Source organism: Sulfitobacter sp. HGT1 (genome assembly GCF_013282155.1).
Taxonomy (GTDB): domain Bacteria; phylum Pseudomonadota; class Alphaproteobacteria; order Rhodobacterales; family Rhodobacteraceae; genus Sulfitobacter.
In genome coordinates this window covers 135,066-153,903 of the sequence record NZ_BLWI01000013.1, presented here as the reverse complement: position 1 = coordinate 153,903, position 18,838 = coordinate 135,066, and the positions used below count along the sequence as shown (strand labels likewise).

At 51.8% G+C, this 18,838-nt stretch carries 23 protein-coding genes; 14 read left to right on the top strand and 9 right to left on the bottom strand.

Annotated elements, in window-relative coordinates:
- The first annotated feature begins 110 nt into the window (after window positions 1–110).
- On the top strand, window positions 111–938 hold the full coding sequence (locus HGT1_RS16050) for a flagellin (protein WP_176250962.1): 828 nt from the start codon (window positions 111–113) through the stop codon (window positions 936–938).
- 140 nt (window positions 939–1,078) lie between these two features.
- On the opposite strand, the gene HGT1_RS16045 is transcribed toward HGT1_RS16050, so the two are convergent.
- Window positions 1,079–2,449 carry a FliI/YscN family ATPase gene (locus HGT1_RS16045; RefSeq protein ID WP_176250961.1) on the bottom strand — a complete coding sequence of 457 codons (1,371 nt, stop codon included), beginning with the start codon at window positions 2,447–2,449 and terminating at the stop codon, window positions 1,079–1,081.
- 61 nt (window positions 2,450–2,510) lie between these two features.
- On the opposite strand from HGT1_RS16045, the gene HGT1_RS16040 reads away from it, so the two are divergent.
- The 8 genes from HGT1_RS16040 to HGT1_RS16005 are packed head-to-tail and all read left to right on the top strand — an operon-like array spanning window position 2,511 to window position 8,736.
- Window positions 2,511–2,864, top strand: a complete 354-nt coding sequence (locus HGT1_RS16040; RefSeq protein WP_176250960.1) for a flagellar basal body protein — start codon at window positions 2,511–2,513, stop codon at window positions 2,862–2,864.
- A 17-nt stretch (window positions 2,865–2,881) separates the two neighbouring features.
- Window positions 2,882–3,292 (top strand): flagellar basal body rod protein FlgC, encoded by a 411-nt coding sequence (flgC, locus tag HGT1_RS16035; protein ID WP_176250959.1) that lies wholly within the window; start codon window positions 2,882–2,884, stop codon window positions 3,290–3,292.
- Window positions 3,293–3,301: 9 nt separating this feature from the next.
- Window positions 3,302–3,616, top strand: coding sequence for a flagellar hook-basal body complex protein FliE (locus HGT1_RS16030; RefSeq protein ID WP_176250958.1), 315 nt, complete (start codon window positions 3,302–3,304; stop codon window positions 3,614–3,616).
- Between the two features lie 36 nt (window positions 3,617–3,652).
- A complete protein-coding gene (locus tag HGT1_RS16025; RefSeq protein WP_176250957.1) occupies window positions 3,653–3,922 on the top strand; it encodes a flagellar biosynthetic protein FliQ in 270 nt (89 codons plus the stop codon).
- A gap of 1 nt (window position 3,923) precedes the next feature.
- Window positions 3,924–4,733, top strand: a complete 810-nt coding sequence (locus HGT1_RS16020) for a lytic transglycosylase domain-containing protein (RefSeq protein WP_255200235.1) — start codon at window positions 3,924–3,926, stop codon at window positions 4,731–4,733.
- Window positions 4,734–4,736: 3 nt separating this feature from the next.
- Window positions 4,737–6,839, top strand: a complete 2,103-nt coding sequence (gene flhA, locus HGT1_RS16015) for a flagellar biosynthesis protein FlhA (protein WP_176250955.1) — start codon at window positions 4,737–4,739, stop codon at window positions 6,837–6,839.
- A 2-nt stretch (window positions 6,840–6,841) separates the two neighbouring features.
- A complete protein-coding gene (locus HGT1_RS16010) occupies window positions 6,842–7,597 on the top strand; it encodes a flagellar biosynthetic protein FliR (RefSeq protein ID WP_176250954.1) in 756 nt (251 codons plus the stop codon).
- 2 nt (window positions 7,598–7,599) lie between these two features.
- Complete coding sequence (locus HGT1_RS16005; protein WP_176250953.1) at window positions 7,600–8,736, top strand: flagellar biosynthesis protein FlhB; 1,137 nt, start codon at window positions 7,600–7,602, stop codon at window positions 8,734–8,736.
- Here the strand turns inward: HGT1_RS16005 and HGT1_RS16000 are convergent, their stop codons facing one another.
- From HGT1_RS16000 to HGT1_RS15985, 4 genes are read right to left on the bottom strand one after another with little or no spacing between them, the layout of a single operon-like run.
- On the bottom strand, window positions 8,737–9,393 hold the full coding sequence (locus HGT1_RS16000; RefSeq protein WP_176250952.1) for a MotE family protein: 657 nt from the start codon (window positions 9,391–9,393) through the stop codon (window positions 8,737–8,739).
- A 3-nt stretch (window positions 9,394–9,396) separates the two neighbouring features.
- Entirely contained in the window at window positions 9,397–9,768 is a 372-nt protein-coding gene (locus HGT1_RS15995; protein ID WP_176250951.1) for a flagellar motor switch protein, read from the bottom strand.
- A complete protein-coding gene (locus HGT1_RS15990; RefSeq protein WP_176250993.1) occupies window positions 9,749–10,699 on the bottom strand; it encodes a flagellar motor switch protein FliM in 951 nt (316 codons plus the stop codon). The genes HGT1_RS15995 and HGT1_RS15990 overlap by 20 nt, the downstream gene beginning before the upstream one ends.
- A gap of 18 nt (window positions 10,700–10,717) precedes the next feature.
- Window positions 10,718–11,401: a flagellar basal body-associated FliL family protein gene (locus tag HGT1_RS15985; RefSeq protein ID WP_255200234.1), complete on the bottom strand. Its 684-nt coding sequence runs from the start codon at window positions 11,399–11,401 to the stop codon at window positions 10,718–10,720.
- A gap of 133 nt (window positions 11,402–11,534) precedes the next feature.
- Between HGT1_RS15985 and fliF the strand changes: the two genes are divergently transcribed.
- The 5 genes from fliF to HGT1_RS15960 all read left to right on the top strand — a co-directional run bounded on the left by fliF (window position 11,535) and on the right by HGT1_RS15960 (window position 16,173).
- A complete protein-coding gene (gene fliF, locus HGT1_RS15980; protein ID WP_176250950.1) occupies window positions 11,535–13,229 on the top strand; it encodes a flagellar basal-body MS-ring/collar protein FliF in 1,695 nt (564 codons plus the stop codon).
- Window positions 13,226–13,867: a FliH/SctL family protein gene (locus tag HGT1_RS15975; protein WP_176250949.1), complete on the top strand. Its 642-nt coding sequence runs from the start codon at window positions 13,226–13,228 to the stop codon at window positions 13,865–13,867. The genes fliF and HGT1_RS15975 overlap by 4 nt, the downstream gene beginning before the upstream one ends.
- A complete protein-coding gene (locus HGT1_RS15970; RefSeq protein ID WP_176250948.1) occupies window positions 13,868–14,227 on the top strand; it encodes a FliM/FliN family flagellar motor switch protein in 360 nt (119 codons plus the stop codon).
- 29 nt (window positions 14,228–14,256) lie between these two features.
- Window positions 14,257–15,045 (top strand): flagellar type III secretion system pore protein FliP, encoded by a 789-nt coding sequence (fliP, locus tag HGT1_RS15965; RefSeq protein ID WP_176250991.1) that lies wholly within the window; start codon window positions 14,257–14,259, stop codon window positions 15,043–15,045.
- 96 nt (window positions 15,046–15,141) lie between these two features.
- Window positions 15,142–16,173, top strand: coding sequence for a flagellar motor switch protein FliG (locus HGT1_RS15960; RefSeq protein WP_176250947.1), 1,032 nt, complete (start codon window positions 15,142–15,144; stop codon window positions 16,171–16,173).
- On the opposite strand, the gene HGT1_RS15955 is transcribed toward HGT1_RS15960, so the two are convergent.
- The 4 genes from HGT1_RS15955 to HGT1_RS15940 all read right to left on the bottom strand — a co-directional run bounded on the left by HGT1_RS15955 (window position 16,174) and on the right by HGT1_RS15940 (window position 18,533).
- Entirely contained in the window at window positions 16,174–16,998 is an 825-nt protein-coding gene (locus HGT1_RS15955; protein WP_176250946.1) for a DUF1217 domain-containing protein, read from the bottom strand. It abuts the gene before it with no gap.
- A gap of 8 nt (window positions 16,999–17,006) precedes the next feature.
- Entirely contained in the window at window positions 17,007–17,426 is a 420-nt protein-coding gene (locus HGT1_RS15950) for a flagellar biosynthesis repressor FlbT (protein ID WP_176250945.1), read from the bottom strand.
- A gap of 5 nt (window positions 17,427–17,431) precedes the next feature.
- Window positions 17,432–17,836 carry a flagellar biosynthesis regulator FlaF gene (locus HGT1_RS15945; protein WP_176250944.1) on the bottom strand — a complete coding sequence of 135 codons (405 nt, stop codon included), beginning with the start codon at window positions 17,834–17,836 and terminating at the stop codon, window positions 17,432–17,434.
- A 229-nt stretch (window positions 17,837–18,065) separates the two neighbouring features.
- Window positions 18,066–18,533, bottom strand: a complete 468-nt coding sequence (locus tag HGT1_RS15940) for a hypothetical protein (protein WP_176250943.1) — start codon at window positions 18,531–18,533, stop codon at window positions 18,066–18,068.
- Window positions 18,534–18,838 lie beyond the last annotated feature (305 nt).

Sequence of the window (18,838 nt, the reverse complement as noted above, 5' to 3'; positions counted from 1 at the left end):
GCGTTAACCTCAGCCCTTACATAGGTTCTGTTGGCTAACGCCGATCTCAGTCAGAAGACTGGGCTATCAGTCAGAAGACTGAACAGTAAGGGAATAAAGGAGAACATTAAATGTCGTCCATTCTCACCAATCACTCCGCAATGACAGCTCTGGCCACACTCAAAGATGTGAACCGTGGGCTTAACGAAACTCAATCCCGTGTTTCCACGGGTCTGAAAGTCGCGTCCGGCAAGGACAACGCTGCTTACTTCGCCATCTCCGAGACGATGAAGGGCGATAGCGGCATGTTCAAAGCCATCAACGAAGGCATGACAGCGACAAAGAACTCTGTCGCAACTGCCCGCCTTGGTGCTGAAACAGTAAGCGATATCGCGCAACAAATGGTCGAACGTATTGCGTTTGCCCAAAGCGATGGCGTGAACAAAGCTGACGTTCAGCTCGAACTCGACGCGATGGCAGAAAACATGCAGGCCGTCATTGATCAGTCGACCTTTAACGGCGACGATCTGGTCAGCGGTGCTGCTGCGGCTGTAAGCGTTGTCACCGGTGTGAGCCGCGCAGGTGGTACATTCTCCACTACGTCGATCACTTTCAATTCCGTTGATTTGCAGTCCATCCAGACGGCTTTCGCGGCATTGAGCGTTGAAACACCTGCAGTGGACCTAGCGTCAGAATTGGCAGATGCCGAAGCGCAGTTGGCTTTGTCGATCACGGCTGCGACCGAAATGGGCGTTGCCGAGAACACGCTCGACAACCAGATGGAGTTCCTTGACAGCCTGACAGACACACTGGATTCCGGTGTAAGCTCGATGGTTGATGCGGACATGGAAGAAGAGGCCGCGCGCCTGCAAGCCTATCAGGTACAGCAGCAGCTCGCGACACAATCACTGTCGATCGCTAACCAAGCGCCACAGAACGTCCTGAGCCTGTTCCGCTAATAAGGTTAGTTATGTTAAATAATCTCGCGGCTTAACGTTTTACCGTTTCGCTAAATGGATTATTGAGTACCTCCAAGCGACCCGGCCTGCATTGATTGCGGGCCGGGTCATTTCGTTTTGGAGACTGGTAAGATTCAGCGTTACTCCGGCTGGGTTTCAAAGAATCTTTGCAGCGGGTCTTTGATGCCGGCTTCCAGTATCATCCGGTAAATATCCGCAAAACCTTCTGCGGCCAGCGTCTTGTCGCCACGGCTTTGAGAGAGAAATGGCGTTGCCGTCTGGAAAAACCGGATCGCCTCATCTGTCTCGGGATCAGAGCCGGCTTTGTAAGCGCCAAGGCGGATCAAATCTTCCATGTCCGCATATGTTCCCAAGGCTTTACGGGCCACTTTTGTGATCTCGAACTCTTCTGGTGAATGGCACCCGGGCAACATTCTGGAGAGCGATTTTTGCAGGTTAACGGCCGGGAAACGGCCTTGTTCTGCAATGTGACGGTCTAGCACGATATGCCCGTCAACGATCCCGCGAACAGCGTCTGCGATTGGTTCGTTCATATCGTCCCCGTCGACAAGAACGGTGTATAGCCCCGTGATGTCCCCTTCATTGGCCCGACCCGGCCCTGCGCGCTCGAGCAGGTGTGGCAGCTCGCTGAAGACCGAAGGTGGATAGCCACGCAATGTCGGCGGTTCACCTCGGGCAAGCCCGATTTCACGTTGAGCCATAGCAAATCGCGTGACGCTATCAAGCAGCAACAAGACCTGCTTGCCCTGTGATTTGAAGTGCTCTGCGATCGCTGTCGTCGTCAATGCGGCCTGCTTGCGCAGCAATGGGGCCTCGTCGCCGGTCGATACAACAACAACGGCGCGTGCCATGCCTTTTTCGCCCAGATCTTCCTGGATGAACTGCTGAACTTCGCGACCGCGTTCCCCAATCAGCCCAATGACGATAACATCGGCATCGGTATTTCGCGCCAACATCGCCATCATCGTTGATTTCCCAACGCCCGAGCCCGCAAAGACCCCCATTCGCTGCCCGCGGCAAATCGGTGTGAAGATATCGATACATTTGATCTGGGTCTCGAGCTTCTCGCCCACTTTTTTGCGGTCAAATGCCCGTGGCGGATCTGCGCGGAATTTCGATTTGCGCTGCGGACGACGGACGCGGGTAAATGCGGACAACGGTTGCCCCAATGCGTCAACGACTGTGCCAATCCATGAATCGTCCGGGTGGATAACGTCGTCATGCTCTACCAGTTTGACCGGGTCGCCAATCGCAACCCCGTTCCAGGTGCCAAAGGGCAGAAGGCAAAGCTCGGACCCCTGCGCGCCAACCACCTCTCCCTCGATTATCCCGTTCTTTGAATGCACGCGACACCGGCTGCCGATCCCCGCGAGAGACTCAAGCCCCCCCACGGTCAGGGTCATCCCGACAATAGCTTTTACGGTGCCTGTTACCTGTACACTTGAGCAAGAATAAATACTGCTCTGTAGATTAGAGAAGGCAGAATGCAAATTTAACCCTTCCTTAATTTTTTATACTTGGTATATATCAAGTATAAATTGTGAGTCTAGAATGAATACAGAATCCACATCTTTGTTTGATCTCGCGACTAAACGTTTGCAGTGGCTTTCGACACGTCAAAAGGTCGTTTCCGAGAACATCGCCAACGCAGATGTCGCTGAATATCAGGCGAAAGACATCGAGAGCTTCGCAAGCTACCTCAACGACACTCGGGCCAGTAATGCCCTTGAAGAGGCTGATGTGGTTGAGGCTTCTGTAAGCTGGCAGTCGGATATGACCGGAAACAACGTCGTTTTGGAAGAACAGATGATGGAAGCCAATTCCAACGCAAGCCAGTTCAAAATCGCCGCGAACCTGTACCGTAAGGCCCACGAGATGATCTATACGGTTGCCGGCCGCCGTTAAGCATTAGGAGTTATTGAATGGACGCCCTTTCAGCAATATCAGTGACGGCGGGAAGTGCCATGCGCGCCCAAGGTGATCGACTGCGCGTTGTCTCAGAGAATCTGGCGAACGCAAACTCGACTTCGCAAACAGCTGGCGGTGATCCTTACAGACGCAAGATTATCTCGTTCGAAAACGGCACGGATGAGCGCACTGGATCGGCAATTGTCGAGGCCACAAGCACCGAGCGGGATGAATCCGCTTTTACATTGCAATACGAACCGTCGCACCCCGCTGCAGATGAAAACGGCTATGTGAAGCTGCCCAACGTTAATCCACTGATCGAGATGAGCAACATGCGCGAAGCAGCCCGCAGCTACGAGGCGAACTTGTCGATGGTCGAAAATGCCCGCGACATGCGCCGCCAGCTTGTAGAGCTTTTGAAGTAAGGAATTACGATGACTGATTTTTCAGCGGTCCGGTCTACGTACGTTCAGGCAGCCTATGCCAAGACCGTTCAGGGCGAACGCAGCACTGGCCCCGCCGCACCGGATGGCAAAGATTTTTCCCAGATGGTTGCGAATGCAGCCAGTCAAGCCATTGATAATGTTCGCGAAGGCGACAGCATGGCGATGAAGGGTCTGACCGGTCAGGCAGGGCTTCAGCAGGTGGTTGAAGCAACAATGGCAATGGAAAGTACCGTCCAGGTTTCTGTCGCGATGCGGGACAAACTTGTCGAGGCTTATCAAGACATTATGCGCATGCCGATCTGATGGGTCGCACGCTGGGGCATCGTCTGGAGGTTCGTTTTGGATTCCGTCACAATCTATGAAATTACGCGGCTGACGCTCACAACCACACTCATCGCTTCGGCCCCTGTTTTGGTCGTTGCGCTTGGGGTTGGCCTGATCATCGCGTTCTTTCAAGCGCTGACACAAATTCAGGAAATGACACTCACCTTCGTCCCCAAGATTGCCGCGATATTTGTCACCCTAGCCTTGTCACTGCCGTTCATCTTTTCGACATTAAACGCGCTTTCGAACCGCGTTTTCGACCTCATTTCCAATGGCGGTATCTAACGTGCCGCGCGTGAAAGAAACCTTAGCATTTTTAATCTTGGTGTTTTTCAGCGCCTCGAACGCAAGTGCAGAGGCAAATACTTGGTCATCCGGTTTTTACACATCTTCTGAGCCATCCAATACTGTGGTTATCCTGGAAGAAACAAGTCTCGCGCCGTCCTCCGTCTGCTTTCAGCAAATAATGGCAGCGCAAAAGAAATACGGGATACCTGACAACCTGCTCTTGGCGATCGGGCTTCAGGAATCCGGGCGCCGTGTCAGCGGCAAACTGGTGATCTGGCCCTGGACAGCAAATACAAACGGCAAGGGCGCGTTTTTTGGCAGCAAAGCAGCTCTTGATGCCTATGTGCGCAAAACCCAAGGCGAAGGCGTTTTTTCAACCGATGTCGGGTGCATGCAGATCAACCAGCGCTGGCATGCGGATCAGTTTACCTCGCTCGAAGCGGCGACTGATCCGCATGCAAATGTCGATTACGCGGCGCGCTTTCTAAAGGGTTTGTTTGCGCAGACGCGTGACTGGTGGGAAGCAGCAGGGCGTTACCATTCGAAAAATGAAGTTTATAAAACCGCTTACCTGAAGAAACTGGTTCAAAACCAGCGCGTTGCGCAAAGAAATGCAAGCCAATTTTCAGACTATGCGCAAACCACCGACGAAGTTACGCTGGCTGTCGTCGCACCATCTGCACAACCCGGTTTCAACTGGAGCGCGGATATGACAGATGCCAATTCAGGGCGCTCGGTGGGCGCGATGTCGATATATTCGGCCCAAATATTGCAGCCGATCCTACCATCTTATGCAAAGGTGAACTGACCCATGGCAACGCCTGATACAAATCTGCCAAGCCGGTCGGGCTTTAGTTTTACCAAGCTGGGCGGCAACAACCGCGACATCGGTTTTGCATTTGGTATGGTTCTTATCCTTACCATGCTGTTCATTCCCCTGCCCCCGTTTTTTCTTGATCTTGGCCTTGCGATATCTTTGTCGCTGTCGGTTCTTATCCTGATGGTCGCCCTGTGGATTGGCACACCTTTGGAGTTCAACTCCTTCCCTACCCTGTTGCTTGTTGTGACCATGCTCAGGTTGGCGCTGAACGTATCATCGACGCGGCTGATCCTAAGCGAGGGTCACAACGGGCCCGATGCCGCGGGCGATGTGATACAAGGTTTCGCGCAATTTATTCTTGGTGGTGATTTCATAATCGGCATCGTTGTTTTTGCGATTCTGGTGATCATCAACTTTATAGTCATCACAAAGGGTTCCACCCGGATCGCCGAAGTCGCTGCGCGTTTCTCTCTTGATGCGATGCCCGGCAAACAGATGGCAATTGATGCCGACTTGGGCGCAGGGGCCATCACCGAAGATGAAGCCAAAGCCCGCCGCAAGAAGGTAGAAGAGGAAAGCTCGTTCTTCGGTGCCATGGACGGTGCTTCGAAATTTGTACGCGGCGATGCCGTGGCCGGTCTGATTATCACGCTGATTAACGTTTTCGGCGGCATCATGATCGGCATGATGAGCCACGGGCTGAGCGTTGGCGAAGCCATGAACAAATACACTGTCCTGACCATCGGTGACGGTTTGGTCACGCAGATTCCTGCGCTTGTTGTCTCGCTGGCAGCAGGCTTGTTGGTGACCAAGGGCGGCACATTGGGCGCGGCAAACGAAGCGGTCTTGGGCCAGCTTAGCAACTTTCCCCGCGCGCTATACATGGCCGCAGGTCTGACATTTTGCATTGGCTGGCTGCCCGGCTTTCCCTTGGCAATTTTCTTGCCGCTTTCGATGGGCATGGCTGGGTTTGGCTACATCATGCAAAAACAGATCGGCGAAAGAGACGCGATTGCAAAGATTGCAGCTGACAAGAAGGCCGCTCCGGAAGAATCCGCCGAAGACAAGATTTCCGAGATGCTCCGCGTCGACGACTTGCGTCTTGATTTGGGATCGGCACTTGTACCAATGATCACCTCGGTAAATGCGGCATTGCCCGGCAAGGTCAAAAGCCTTCGTTCACTGTTTATCAACGACTACGGGTTTGTCCTGCCCCCGGTCAGGATCAAGGACGATTCTGATTTGCCTGCAATGACTTACACAATCTCTTTGCAAGGTGTAGAGGCCGCCCGTGGCGAGGTTGACCCGCTGATGATGATGGTCATCAACCCCACAGGAGGGGAGATCGACCTGCCCGGCAAACGGACACGTGAGCCGACCTTCGGCTTGGATGCTATATGGGTGGATGAAGCGCGCGGTGCCGAGGCTGAGATGCTGGGGTTAACCGTTGTTGACCCTGAAAGCGTGGTGACGACCCACCTGACAGAAGTCATCAAAGAGCACATGCCGGACATATTAACCTATGCAGCGACCCAAGAATTGATTGAAGGTCAGGACAAAGACTATCAAAAACTGCTTTCCAGCAGCTCTGACAATAGTCCGGCAATCGTCTTGCAGCACGTCTTGCAAGCATTGCTTTCAGAGCGGGTTTCAATTCGGAACCTCCCCCGGATCATCGAAGCCGTCGCGGAGGCGAGTGCCAACACCAAGAATATCCGTTCCATTATTGAACATGTACGTGGCAAGCTTTCCAAGCAAATATGCCAGTCGTTGAAAGACGCCCAAGGTTATATTCCTGTTATCAGTCTTGGTGGCGACTGGGAGAGTGAATTGGTAAAATCCATCTCTACGGCCAACGGCGAAGAGACGTTTTTAATGTCGCCCTCGCGGGTTCAGGATTTTGTTTTGGCGGCCCGAAAAGAAGTACAAAAATTCTCCAACGCGGATGAATGGCCGGCAATTCTTGTGACACCACATGCTCGCCCGTATGTACGTTCAATTCTTGAACGGGTTAGCCCCATGACCCAGGTGATTTCCCACAACGAGGTCCACCGCAAAGCGTCCTTGCGCACGGTTGGCAAGATCGGAAACTAATCGTGTCGCTGGATGCCTTTATTTCATCAATCTTCTTTTCTTACCTCGTCGTTTTCGCGCGCATCGGGTCTGCTTTGATGTTCATGCCCGGTTTCGGAGAGGCGCAGATTCCCCTTCGGCCGCGCCTGTCTATCGCGTTGCTCATCAGCGTTGCTCTGATGCCGTTGGCCCCAATTTCACTTGCCATGCCCGACAGCCCCGTCAGCGCCGTTCTTTTGATCGCGAAAGAAGTGACAATCGGCCTATGGATCGGAATGTGCGCGCGTATCCTATTGTCAGCGCTGCAATTTGCGGGTTTCCAGGTTGGGCAGGTGTCAGGCTTGGCAAACGCTTTTGGGCCGTCCTTCGGGTCATTTGAGGGCGCAACGATGGTAGCGACCTTGATGCTGCTAAGCGCTGTGACCATGATCTTTGTGACAGACACCCACCACCTCATTATTCGGGCATTGTTGTCGAGCTATGAAATCTTTCCACCGGGGCAAATAATGATCGGCGATTTGACCGATGAACTGCTCAAGGTTGCGGGCAAAAGTCTCTATATCGGGACAGCTATTGCGGCCCCATTCTTTGTCATGGGCGTGGTTTTAAACCTTGGCATGGGTCTTGCGAACCGCATGATGCCCCAGCTCCCTGTATTCTTTGTCGCCGCATCCATATTGATCGGTGCCGGCCTGCTAATCTTGGCCATCGCGATGCCCTCAATTCTTGATTTCTTCATTGAGCGTTTCCAAGAGTGGCTTTTTGGCTTTAAGATTTAGCCATGGCACAAGGTGGCGACAACGACAGCACAGAAAAGACGTTAGAACCGACTGAAAAGCGGCTGAAGGACGCGCGCAAGAAAGGCGATGTTCCCTCCTCCAAAGAGACGGGGAACATGGTCGTGATTCTTGCGCTTCTGGCGATCACGGCGCTTGTTCTTCCCTTGCAGGCACCCAAGATCATTTACGCCCTGAGTATTCTTATCGAACAGACTTCTAACTTTGACGTGGCAACCGGCGACCCAGGCGTTAACCGCCTAGGCCAAATCATGAGCGATTTCTTCATGCGGCTGGCCATAGCAATCGGGCCTTTATTTGCCGTTTTGTTTGCAGGGGGTGCCATTGGCGCGGTTATTCAGGGCGAAACTGTTGTTGCCGTCGAGCGGATCAAGCCGAAACTGTCCAAACTCTCCCCCTTCGAGGGCCTAAAGCGGCTCTTTTCCGCGAATTCGATTGTCGAGTTCATCAAGAGCATCATCAAGGTCTTTGCAGTAGGTGCGATGGCGATCTGGGTGACCGAGGAAGCCGTTAGGCGCATCTGGACGACGTCGGGTTTCATTCCTGAATATCTTCCCGCCTATCTGGGCATCGCCGCGCAAAAACTATTGTTGGCTGCGGCAATATTTTTGGTGCCCGTTGCTATCGCTGACATTCTTTGGCGCCGTTTTGACTGGCGCAAGAAGCAACGGATGAGTCAAAAAGACATTCAAGATGAACAAAAGGAGAGTGAAGGATCTCCAGAGATTCGCAACAAACGCGCAAGACGGCGGCGTGAATTATCACAACAGCGCTCGATAACAGCCGTTCCGCTGGCCGATGTAATTCTAACCAACCCGACCCACTATTCAGTTGCGCTGAAGTACAATCCCGAAAATGACATGGCCCCCGTCTGCGTCGCCAAAGGTGCCGACGCTGTTGCGCAGAAAATTCGCGAAATCGCCTTTGAAAACGGCATCCCAATGATCGAAAACAAGCCTTTGGCGCGGGTTCTATATGATACCGTTGAAATCGATCAGGTCGTTCCCGTTGAGCATTGGGAGATCGTCGCGGAGATTATCCGCTTTGTTTTTGACCTCAAGAAAGACGGTAAAGGCCGCAAAGCCCCCGAAGGATCGACCCTTAGGACACAGCCAAACTGATCATTTCAATTTGATACCCACCAGATCCTGATCCCCAGGCAGTTGTGATCTTTCAAGGATAATTTTTGAAACAGCTCGCGCCCGGACCGCTGGAATTTTGGCAAGAATAGGCGCTGCGGTGCGTGGTCTCATATTGCCTAACACCATTATCGTTGTTTCAATGTCCATATCATCCATGATGCGTGCGGCATCTGTCGGTTTCATATTTGAATACAGATCGATCAGACGGTTCAAATCGTCCGTCTGAGCAGCTTCAACTTTGCCCAACAGCTCTTCGATCGACGTTTTCAATTCTGTCAGCGACGCCCGTTCAACCAAAAGACTTTCCTGAGCCAACGCCAGCTCGGCCATTTGGTTCTGAATTTCATCTTTTTGTTGGGCAACCAGATCGCGTTCACGGTTCAGCGAAAGCAATACTTCCTCCGGAGCGGTACAGGTTGTTTCCTTTTCCTCCAAACCACTCACAAGGGGCGGCGCATCCTCTTGAGGAACAGCTGCTGCATCCTCCTTGACTGCCGCTGCTTGAATAACAACCGACGGGTTCTGAATTTCCGCGTCTTTGAATAAAGGCAGCAAAGGAAAAGAAAACGCCGCCTTTGCACAGAGAGTAACCGCGAGGCCACCGAGGATGAGCTTACCGTTTAATAGCTTGATCACTGTTCAAACCCTAGCCGCAGGAGTGTTTTCGAAAAAGGCCTTCACAAGCTCTTTCTTGTCACGCAACACACGCATTTTGGAGGATGTATCAACTTCTCTTTGAGGGGCGCTGCGTTGACTGGAAAACGCTTTTTCAACAGCCACAGTTTTGGCGACCGGCTCTGCGCCCGCCTTCTCGGCATCCTCAATGTTCTGGCGCATCAAATGAACTGAAAGCTCTGACTTTTCAACGGCATGGGAAAATTCGTGCACCAGAGGCTGCAACTCTTTAAGCGTCGCCATAAGAACACGGACTTTGCGCGATACAACGTACCCGTAACCAATACTGCCAATCAAAAGCAGAATAATTACGCTATCAATTATCGTCGTCATCATTTTCAGACTCCTCTAGAATTGCGAGCTTTTCAGTAATTTGAACGGCGACAAAGCCGTTATTTCGTTTGCCAAGAGACACTTTAAAAATCGGGGAATCTGCACATGTCATCAACGCCTCCACCCCGTCTTCAATGCCCAGATCAATTGTGTCGCCCGGCTTCCAGGACATGATCTTTTGAATTGGGAATGAAGTTTCCGTCAAAACGACTTCCATATCCATTCTGGCACTTTTGATTTGCGAACTGATGATTGCCTGCCAGCTATTTTCACCAGACGTCCGGTCACCGAAATACATTCTGCCCAAATCGGGCAGAATAGGTTCAAGCGCATCATATGGAATGACCAAATCCAAGGTACCAACCTGACCCGCTTGAAGGACATTAAACCTCAACCGTGCGCACAGGCTGGCATTCTTTGTGATGATCGCCCCATCGCTATTCGTTTCGATCCGGTCCAGCGCCAGCTTTGTTGGTGTCACGACTGAAAACGACCTTTCCAACACGCTAAAGATGGTAGAAGCAAGACGCTCTCCAAACCGCAATTCAATCGCGGTGAATTCATGCGTCTCATCATCAATGTTCTTGATCTGGTGGGCCTTACCCCCAAGCATAAGCTCAACCGAGGTCATCAACAGGCTTTGGTCTAGAACCAGAAGGATTTCACCTTCGAACGGTTCGCCATCGGCAACCGCAAAAAACACCGGCGATGGCAGGCCCTCGATAATCTCTCCCATCGGAAGATATTCTAAAGACACCAAAGACACATCACACATGACGCGCGTCAAATCCGGGAATACTGCCGTGAGGTTTTCAACCATGCGTTCGGCGATAACGTCCAGCATCGGCAGGCGTTCGAAGTTGAAATTCGACATGCGGATAATCTCGTCAACAAGATTAGCGCTGGCGGTATCAACTTTAGTATTTTGTGTCATTTTGTCCAACTCGTCACCCTACTGTACAATCAAGTCTCGAATGAGGATTTCTTGCGGTAGATCATTGCCCACTGCGGCGCGTGCGCGCTTAAGAAGCTCCGATTTAACTTGTAGAATTCCCGCCATGCCTCTCACGTCGGATTCTGAAAGGCCGCGCAAATATCCATTAAACACGTCACGCATGAATGGCTCCCGCTCCGCCATAAGAGCCTGAGCACCCGCTTCTGTACGATAGGCCACAACCATACTGATCTTGAGAAAAACCCTTACAGCTTTGCCCTCACTGTCAAATTCCTGAATATTCGTGACGAAATCACCGATGTCCAACAACCCGTCATCGACGGCCTCAGACCCGTCTCCGCCCTTCGGTTTTTCCTGAAGCGCCATCGCATTCTCGGCAGGATGCCCATCTTTGGCCAACGGATCCTCAACCAAATTTGATTTTTTAGTGTGCGTGTCAGCATCATTTCCATGCGCGTCTGCTTCGCTCTCATCCGTCGTAGCATGATCAGAATCAACTTCCTCAACGAGCGACTCGACCTCCTGGAGATATGCAGTCCGCGCGAGGAAAAACCCGCCGCCAAGCGACAGCACGCACATCAATGCAGCTGCAAGAAGCATCTTTCTTGACCCGCGCGGCTTTTCCGCCCCCCCCTCGGGCGCATCCTTCGCGGCCGAAACACGTTTTTCTTTTTTTGCCACACCTACACCTGCAATCTATATCAAGAATAATTGCCACCTACCGTCAAAAATAACAAGGTTAAATTTTCTTTAATACTTGATCTCTGGCTGATATACATGATCTAAGATGAGAGGGCAGAAGAATGGATATACTATGCAGGGATTGTTCGAAAATCTGATGGCGCTCGGCCGGACAAGGCTGGCTATCTTGCTTGGCGCAGGTGCTGCTATGGTCCTTGCGCTGGTCTTGGGATTAAGCGCGGTAACCAAGCCGGATTACACGCCAATCTATTCGAATCTCTCGGCTTCATCGGCCGGCTCCATTGAAGCGACGCTCACAAACGCCGGCTTCAAGGCCTTGATAACCGACAATGGGTCCAGCGTTTCGGTGCCGCGTTCCGACGCAGGCCGTGCACGTATGGTACTGGCCGAAACCGGCATTCCAATCGACGGCGATCCAGGTTGGGAACTGTTTGACGAAAGCAGCGGCTTGGCGATGAACTCGTTCTTGCAGAAGATTAACAAGATGCGCGCGATGGAAGGTGAGCTTGCACGATCTATCCAAACGCTTAATGGAATTGCCTCTGCGCGTGTGCATTTGGTTTTGCCCGATCGGGAGCCTTTCTCGCGGGATACTCCATCACCCCGGGCGTCAATCATTCTGAGGCCAGAGGCCGGTAGCGCGGTGAGCCGCAAACAGGCTGAGGCCGTCCGAAATCTTGTCGCATCTTCCGTTGCCGGCCTGGATATTTCAAAAGTAACCGTGCTGTCGGCAAGTGGCGAAACTATTCTTGCCGAAGGGAGCGAAGGCGTTGGTCAGAGCGGGATGCAAACAGCGAAAACTTCGGCAGAAGATCGCCTTGCTCAGGAAATTCAAAGCATTCTGACCGCCCGCGTTGGTGCCGGTAATGCCCGCGTCCATGTTAACGTCGAATTAAGCTCGCAGCGGGAAGTGATCGTAGAGCAGTCTTTCGACCCCGATCAGCAAGTTGTCCGCTCCACTGAAAGCAAGTCCAAAAACCAGAGCGATACCGAAGAGACCGGTAACGTTGGCGTCGAGAATAACATACCGGCGGCGCTGGCTGGTGGAGAGGGTGCGGCTGCAACAAATAACAAGTCCGAGACTGGCGAGACAGTCCAATACGAGATCGGAAACACGCGCCGTGAAATCGTCCGCGAAGCTGGGGATGTCCGGCGAATCTCGGTCGCTGTCTTGGTTAACGGGATCTACAATGCGGAAGGGTCTGACATCGTTTATGCCGAACGCACCGTAGAAGAACTTGCCCGTTTGGAAGAACTTGTGAAATCCGCAGTCGGCTTCGAGGAAACACGGGGCGACAGTGTTTCGGTCGATAGTATGCGCTTCATGGACTACTCAATGGATTTGGGTGATCCGATCAACCAGTCTTTGGGCTCCAAGCTTACCGAAAGTATTGTTCCGATTTTCCGCGGTATTCTTGCGTTGTTGATTGTGGCCCTGGTTATGATCTTGGGTGTCCGCCCATTGCTGCGTAAATTTGCCGAGCCCCAAGAATTGAATAGCGTTGAAGAGGGCGTCTTGCCCCCAGCGAGTGCGGAGAACGCCGGGCTGTTGGAATCCGAGCAGAAAAACTATCGGCCCTTGATGCCGGGGCCATCGGCAGGCGCTAGTTCGGAAAAATTGACGCCAAATGAAATGTCTGGCGCGGACAACGGCGATCTGGAGTCGGCGGAATACATCAAAACGCAAGGTATCCGTGGCAACCTGCACAAGCGGAATATCGAAAAAATTCAAAACCTTGTCGATGAAAAACCTGATGATGTCTTGCGCGTCATTCGCTCATGGCTCCCCGCTGAGGCTGAGGCATGATTGAGCTGTTTGACCGCAATTTCGACGCTGAAGCGGGGCCGGTATTTCCTGAAAAACAGAACCCGAATTCGGAGCTGGACGATAAGCTGGCAAAAGCCCGCCAGGAAGGTTTTGACGCCGGTCGCCGTGTGGGAAAGCTTGATGCACATACTGAATTTGACGCCACAGAGACTGAGCGCCTGACACAGGAACGCGAACAGATCAAAGCGCAGCTGAACCAGCTTGTTCAGACAGACGCCAACCAGGCCTATGAAGCCGAGCGCGATATCGTGGAAATGTTCCTAGGGATTGCTGATCGACTGGTTCCAGAACTGCTGGCCCAGCATGGAGCGGACTTGGCTGTGGCAAGAATTCGGGAAAGCGTAAAAAAAGCAAGAACAGATCCTATTTTATCCATCCACGCGCACCCGGATGTGGTGAAAGCCCTCGAAGAACAAGCCGCCACTTGGTTGGAGGAGCAGCCCTTGACTGCCAAGGTTACCATAGTCGGCGATCCAAAGATGGCACCGGGGGCGGCGCAGGTAAACTGGAAAGCCGGTCGTTTGAATTATGACATCGCTGAAGCGGCCCAAGCCATGCGAGAAGCGCTTGAAATTGCGGCCAATCAGTTGAAAGAAACCAATAAGGAAGCGGAATAAATGTCGGAAAATGAACGCGAAGCAATGCCGTCAGATCTGCCGAAACCAACAAAGGCTGCACTAGCTGCGAACAGCGCAAAGCAAACGTCAGAGCATGTCGCAGACTCCAAAAGCCTGGACGCTATTTTTGGCGTAAAGCTGGATGTTCGTGTTGTGCTGGGCCGTAGCCGCATGCCCATCTCGGAAATCCTTAATCTTACAAAAGGATCGGTTATCGAACTTGACCGCCGCGTCGGGGAACCTGTCGATATCATGATTAATGACCGCATGGTCGCGCGTGGCGATTTGGTTCGGGTTCAAGGTGACACTTTGGGCGTTGCCTTGCGTGAGATCGTCAAAGACTTCGTTTCCGAGATCTGAAGGCTGTGCGCATCGTTTTACCACCATTTCTGCGCCGTAGTTTAGCGTCCGCCCTATTCGTGGGTATCCTGTTGCTAATCGGCCAAACCGCATTCGCACAGGAAACCGATGTAGGGGGCCTGATCCGCGATTTATCGGCTACTTTTGGTGATGTAGCGCCAGGCAGTGATCAAGGCGCAAGCCTGTCGGGCCGGTTGATCCAGCTGTTCGCGATCGTGACCCTGCTTAGCATTGCGCCGGGCCTGTTGGTCATGGTCACCAGTTTTACGCGCTTCGTTATCGTGTTTTCCATGCTGCGCTTGGCACTTGGCCTGAACCAGACACCACCGAACATCGTGCTGAACGCAATGGCTTTGTTCATGACATTTTTCGTGATGCAACCAGTCTTCGAAGACGCTTGGGATGGGGGGCTCGTGCCCTTGATGGAAAACGCGATTACTGAAGAACAGGCGATGCGACGCATTTCGGAGCCATTCCGGACGTTTATGGTCGCCAATACCCGGGATAAAGATCTGCAACTGTTTCAAGATATTGCAAACGAAACAGTCGATCCCGAAGCAGACACCCTGCCCAGCTGGCGGGTCATTGTACCATCGTTCATGATTTCCGAGTTACGGCGCGCTTTTACCATCGGGTTTCTGATTTACCTGCCCTTCATCGCGATTGATCTTATCGTTGCGTCAGTCCTGATGAGCGCGGGCATGATGATGCTGCCCCCTGTTCTCGTGTCCCTGCCCTTCAAGGTCATTTTCTTCGTTCTCATCGACGGATGGTATATGTTGGCTGGCTCACTTATCCAGTCTTACGCGTCCGGATAATTAGCCGCGCTGACCCACAAAGGAATACTAATGGTGGATGAAATCAGGTAGTCTTGGCGGGCCTAGTTCATCCATGGTTGGAATCAAAAGAAGCTCATGAACCAATTCGCACCTCTCAGCAAAAACCGGGCTTTAACAGGCGCACAAAAGTCTGCGATCCTATTTTTGTGTCTGGGTGAGGCGCGCGGCGGCACAATCATGCAGCAGTTGGATGAAGAAGAAATCCGCCAGATCACCAAGGCCATTTCGAACATGGGCGAAGTTGATGCAGCTTTGGTCGAAGAGATAATTGCGGAATTTGACCAGAAGGTGAACCATGTCGGGTCGGTTGTCGGATCTATCGAAGCGGCAAAAGCTCTGCTTAATGAATTCCTCCCAGAGGAACGCGTCACCGAGATTTTGAGCGAGATCGGCCAGAACAGTGCAGGGAACGTTTGGAAAGACCTGTCAAATCTGGATGAAAAGCAGTTGCTGAGCATTCTGGTCAAAGAGCATAATCAAACGGTTGCAGTGATCTTGAGCCGGATCAGACCGGATGTAGCCGCCAAAATTTTGCCCCTGCTTGGTGCTGACCGTGCCGCAGATCTGATCCAGCGTATGATGGGCATGGAGCGGCTGCCGAGCGACACGATCAAAAGCATCGAAACCACCTTGAGAGACGGCATAATGGCTCGGGTCGGTCAAAGCCCCGAGGCCAAGATCGAGGGGCAGCTCGTATCGATCTTTAACAAGATGGACGAAGAGCTTTTCAACACCATTACCAAAGCTCTTGAGAAAGACGCCCCCGATCAATTGCAGGTCATCAAGCAGAAGATGTTTGTCTTTGATGATTTGACAAAGTTCAGCGCTGTTATGCTTGGCAAGATCATGCGGGAAGTGTCGGCGCAAGCGCTGCCGCTCGCCCTGCGCGGTGCCAAAAAAGAAGTAAGGGAGCATTTTTTGGCGTCTTTGCCCGCCCGATCACGCGACATGCTTCAGGAAGAGATGTCTTCCATGGGGCCCGTCAAATCAAGGGATGTGAAAGACGCGCAATCTCAACTCGTCGATGCGGCACAGCGGCTGATCGCAGACGGAACGGTATCGCTGCCAGAAAGCGAAGAAGACCTTATTACCGAGGTTTCAGACTGATTAACGGTAAAGCTGTGAAGCCGAAAACGTTATGGTTGCGACATCGATGGTGATCGGCACAAACTGACTGCCGAAGTTTGACGACTGCATAATGCTCAGCGCAATATTGTTCGACTGAAACCCCTGCGGGTTCAGAATATCCGAAATCGCAGTGAACTTTGTGATAAGCCGATCCCGCTCGGCCGGGTCCTTAAGCTTTGTAATATCGTACTTTTCTTCAAGGATTTTCTTCTGTTGGTCCAGATCAAGTCCGGACATCTTTGACGGCAACCCGAGCGCTATCTGAAAAAAATTGGTCATCTTCTTGTCTCGAAGAACCTCGAACCAACCATCAATACCTTCGGCCTGCTCCCGGAATTCCAAGACCGTTCCGAGGGTTTCGTTTTGGGCGTCATTCTCGCTGATATACTGCCTGTTATAAAAGCGGGATGCGATGTCATCCTGAAATGCTGTAGTTGAAAAATCGACAGTCCGAACGCCCGTTTCCGTGGTAAAGCCCAACGCAAGGTGCATCTCGCGAAAGCGATTATCTGTGAGCCGGTTCAATAGCGATTCAGGTGCCACCGGGTCGCTTTCCAAAAGCTTCCGGATAAGACCCTTGCCAAAGATTTGATCCTCAAGATCAAAGGCCTTCATGACAAAGCTGTATACTTCGAAATCTTCGATCAGTTCTTTGGGCGAGGTTATATTTCCGATACGCTCGCGAAATGCTTCTTCAGCACGCTTGTTTACCGGTGAATCGCGCATTGTTGAAAGCTGCCGGTCCCGAGTGGCATCAAGCAGCTTGAGTGCTGTGGGGCTACTGAGTCCTGAAATGCTGATCATGTGTCCCCCTACTCTGCCGCAGTGGCGGTCGCGTTGTTTTCGATCAACTGCAATAGCCGCCCCTCATAATCCATCAGCGGCCGCAGGGATCGCATCGCCCGATAGAAGTCGGCCTGAGAAACATGGCTCGCTGCCTGAAAGATATGATCGGCCATTTCATCATGAAAAACAGGGACTAACTTGCCTAGCCGCTTTTGAATAATTGGCACCAGCTTCTTGCGGATCGTTGGGTCCAAAAGAGCCGCCTGAATGAAAAAGTATACTTCCTTTACAGGCGATCTCGCTTCATCTTCTTTTAAAAGTTCCGCCTCGCGCACAACATCGGCTTGGTTTTCTATGACGATAACCTGCCGCCTGTCCGCGTTACGGACGACGCATCCGTTGATCAAAATGCGCTCATTCGGCTTCAATGTAAGTCGGAGCGCCATGATATTTACTCAGCCGCCAGGGATTGGCCGGAGCGCCCGCTCAAACCCTCAATGATGTTACGATTAACATCGATCAATGGCTTAACCAGTTTACCGCCTGCCATCACGCCTTGTGTGTGCTTTTCGACCCAAGCAGAAAGCGAAATCAACGAGGCGCGCAGTTCAGGGGAAAGACCGTTATTACTTTCCATCAGGTCAATCTTGAAAGTCAGCCAGATTTGCTGGTTCTTCCACAGCCAATGCTGAAGGCCGCCCGAAAGTATCCGAAGCCGATCCAGCCGGGCCTCGGCCGTATCAAATTCTTCATAGAGCCGTTCAAGTTCTGATGTCACTCCAACCAGAATACGTCGCTCAATCTGACGTGGTTCCTCGGTAAGAGAAATCGTCCGCTTATATGCGGTTACGCTCATAATCCTGCCTCATGTTTTTATTTTTCTACTGCACAAGGATTTATTTAACATGGTGAGGTTAAGGGAAATTTAAGGATTCAGAAATTACCCTCATTCGCATCAAGACTTGCAAAGATAGAAATAAGTTTAGTGTATTAATGTTACACTAAACCAAGGCCAACTCGTCGAGTGGCGCTTGGCATGTGGCCGAAAATAGACCGCTAGAAATAGGGATTATTAACGGAAGCAATCAGTTAGGGCGCGATCCGCTAAAGCTTCCTGCGTGCGAGGTAACGCTGTGCATCTGGTGTTTTTGGGCGACCGAGAAACTATCCCCCTCGTGGTGATGACCTGCATCACAGCTTTCTTCAAACTTGGCGAGAGAAACCAGAATGTTGCCCATTGCCAAGCCCATCTTCTGCGCACTTACATGTGGGGCATTACGCATTTTTGCGCTTTCAATGAGGACGATAGTATCATCGCTGATCTCAATGCCGCATTCTTGGTCAAGAATATCCGCGAGCGTCGCGCCCGGTAGGACCTCCTCCAAACCATACATGGCGATCGGTTCATCGAAGCTGTAGCCACTTGTTGAGTAAAAGCAGGCCACCGGATGGGGCAAAAGGGATTGGAGCATTCGGGCCAGTGGCGAAATGCTGTCATCTTGACAGGCATGCAGGCTATTATTCCAGATTTGTTCCACCAGCATCGATCGCATAATTTCATTCCCCCATCGATATATTTCTACCTCAGGTTAACGTGAAGTTCGCGCTGGATGAATGAAGAATTTGTTAACTTTTGGGCTAGAAAGCTTGCTTAAAAATTCTAAAATATCGATGGGTCCATGTGCTCATATGGCTGTCTATTGAGCGCGAATGTCGCTAGAGCCCTGTAAAATATACGCTACATATTGCTACCTTAAGGCCAACAGCATCTATTTGTGGTGGTCGGCACAAAATACAGCCTAATCGTCATGGTTGAATTTTTTACAATTAACATTCTTGCTATGAGGGAAATTATGTG

Excerpts from the sequence above, each read along its gene's own strand:
- HGT1_RS15945 (WP_176250944.1), bottom strand. The coding sequence starts at position 17,836 with ATGAGCGTAACCGCATATAAGCGGACGATTTCTCTTACCGAGGAACCA.
- HGT1_RS16030 (WP_176250958.1), top strand. The coding sequence starts at position 3,302 with ATGACTGATTTTTCAGCGGTCCGGTCTACGTACGTTCAGGCAGCCTAT.
- HGT1_RS15975 (WP_176250949.1), top strand. The coding sequence starts at position 13,226 with ATGATTGAGCTGTTTGACCGCAATTTCGACGCTGAAGCGGGGCCGGTA.
- HGT1_RS15970 (WP_176250948.1), top strand. The coding sequence starts at position 13,868 with ATGTCGGAAAATGAACGCGAAGCAATGCCGTCAGATCTGCCGAAACCA.
- HGT1_RS15990 (WP_176250993.1), bottom strand. The coding sequence starts at position 10,699 with ATGACACAAAATACTAAAGTTGATACCGCCAGCGCTAATCTTGTTGAC.
- fliF (WP_176250950.1), top strand. The coding sequence starts at position 11,535 with ATGCAGGGATTGTTCGAAAATCTGATGGCGCTCGGCCGGACAAGGCTG.
- HGT1_RS15950 (WP_176250945.1), bottom strand. The coding sequence starts at position 17,426 with ATGGCGCTCCGACTTACATTGAAGCCGAATGAGCGCATTTTGATCAAC.
- HGT1_RS16040 (WP_176250960.1), top strand. The coding sequence starts at position 2,511 with ATGAATACAGAATCCACATCTTTGTTTGATCTCGCGACTAAACGTTTG.
- HGT1_RS15955 (WP_176250946.1), bottom strand. The coding sequence starts at position 16,998 with ATGATCAGCATTTCAGGACTCAGTAGCCCCACAGCACTCAAGCTGCTT.
- HGT1_RS15995 (WP_176250951.1), bottom strand. The coding sequence starts at position 9,768 with ATGATGACGACGATAATTGATAGCGTAATTATTCTGCTTTTGATTGGC.
- flhA (WP_176250955.1), top strand. The coding sequence starts at position 4,737 with ATGGCAACGCCTGATACAAATCTGCCAAGCCGGTCGGGCTTTAGTTTT.
- HGT1_RS15940 (WP_176250943.1), bottom strand. The coding sequence starts at position 18,533 with ATGCGATCGATGCTGGTGGAACAAATCTGGAATAATAGCCTGCATGCC.
- HGT1_RS16050 (WP_176250962.1), top strand. The coding sequence starts at position 111 with ATGTCGTCCATTCTCACCAATCACTCCGCAATGACAGCTCTGGCCACA.
- HGT1_RS16005 (WP_176250953.1), top strand. The coding sequence starts at position 7,600 with ATGGCACAAGGTGGCGACAACGACAGCACAGAAAAGACGTTAGAACCG.
- HGT1_RS15960 (WP_176250947.1), top strand. The coding sequence starts at position 15,142 with ATGAACCAATTCGCACCTCTCAGCAAAAACCGGGCTTTAACAGGCGCA.
- flgC (WP_176250959.1), top strand. The coding sequence starts at position 2,882 with ATGGACGCCCTTTCAGCAATATCAGTGACGGCGGGAAGTGCCATGCGC.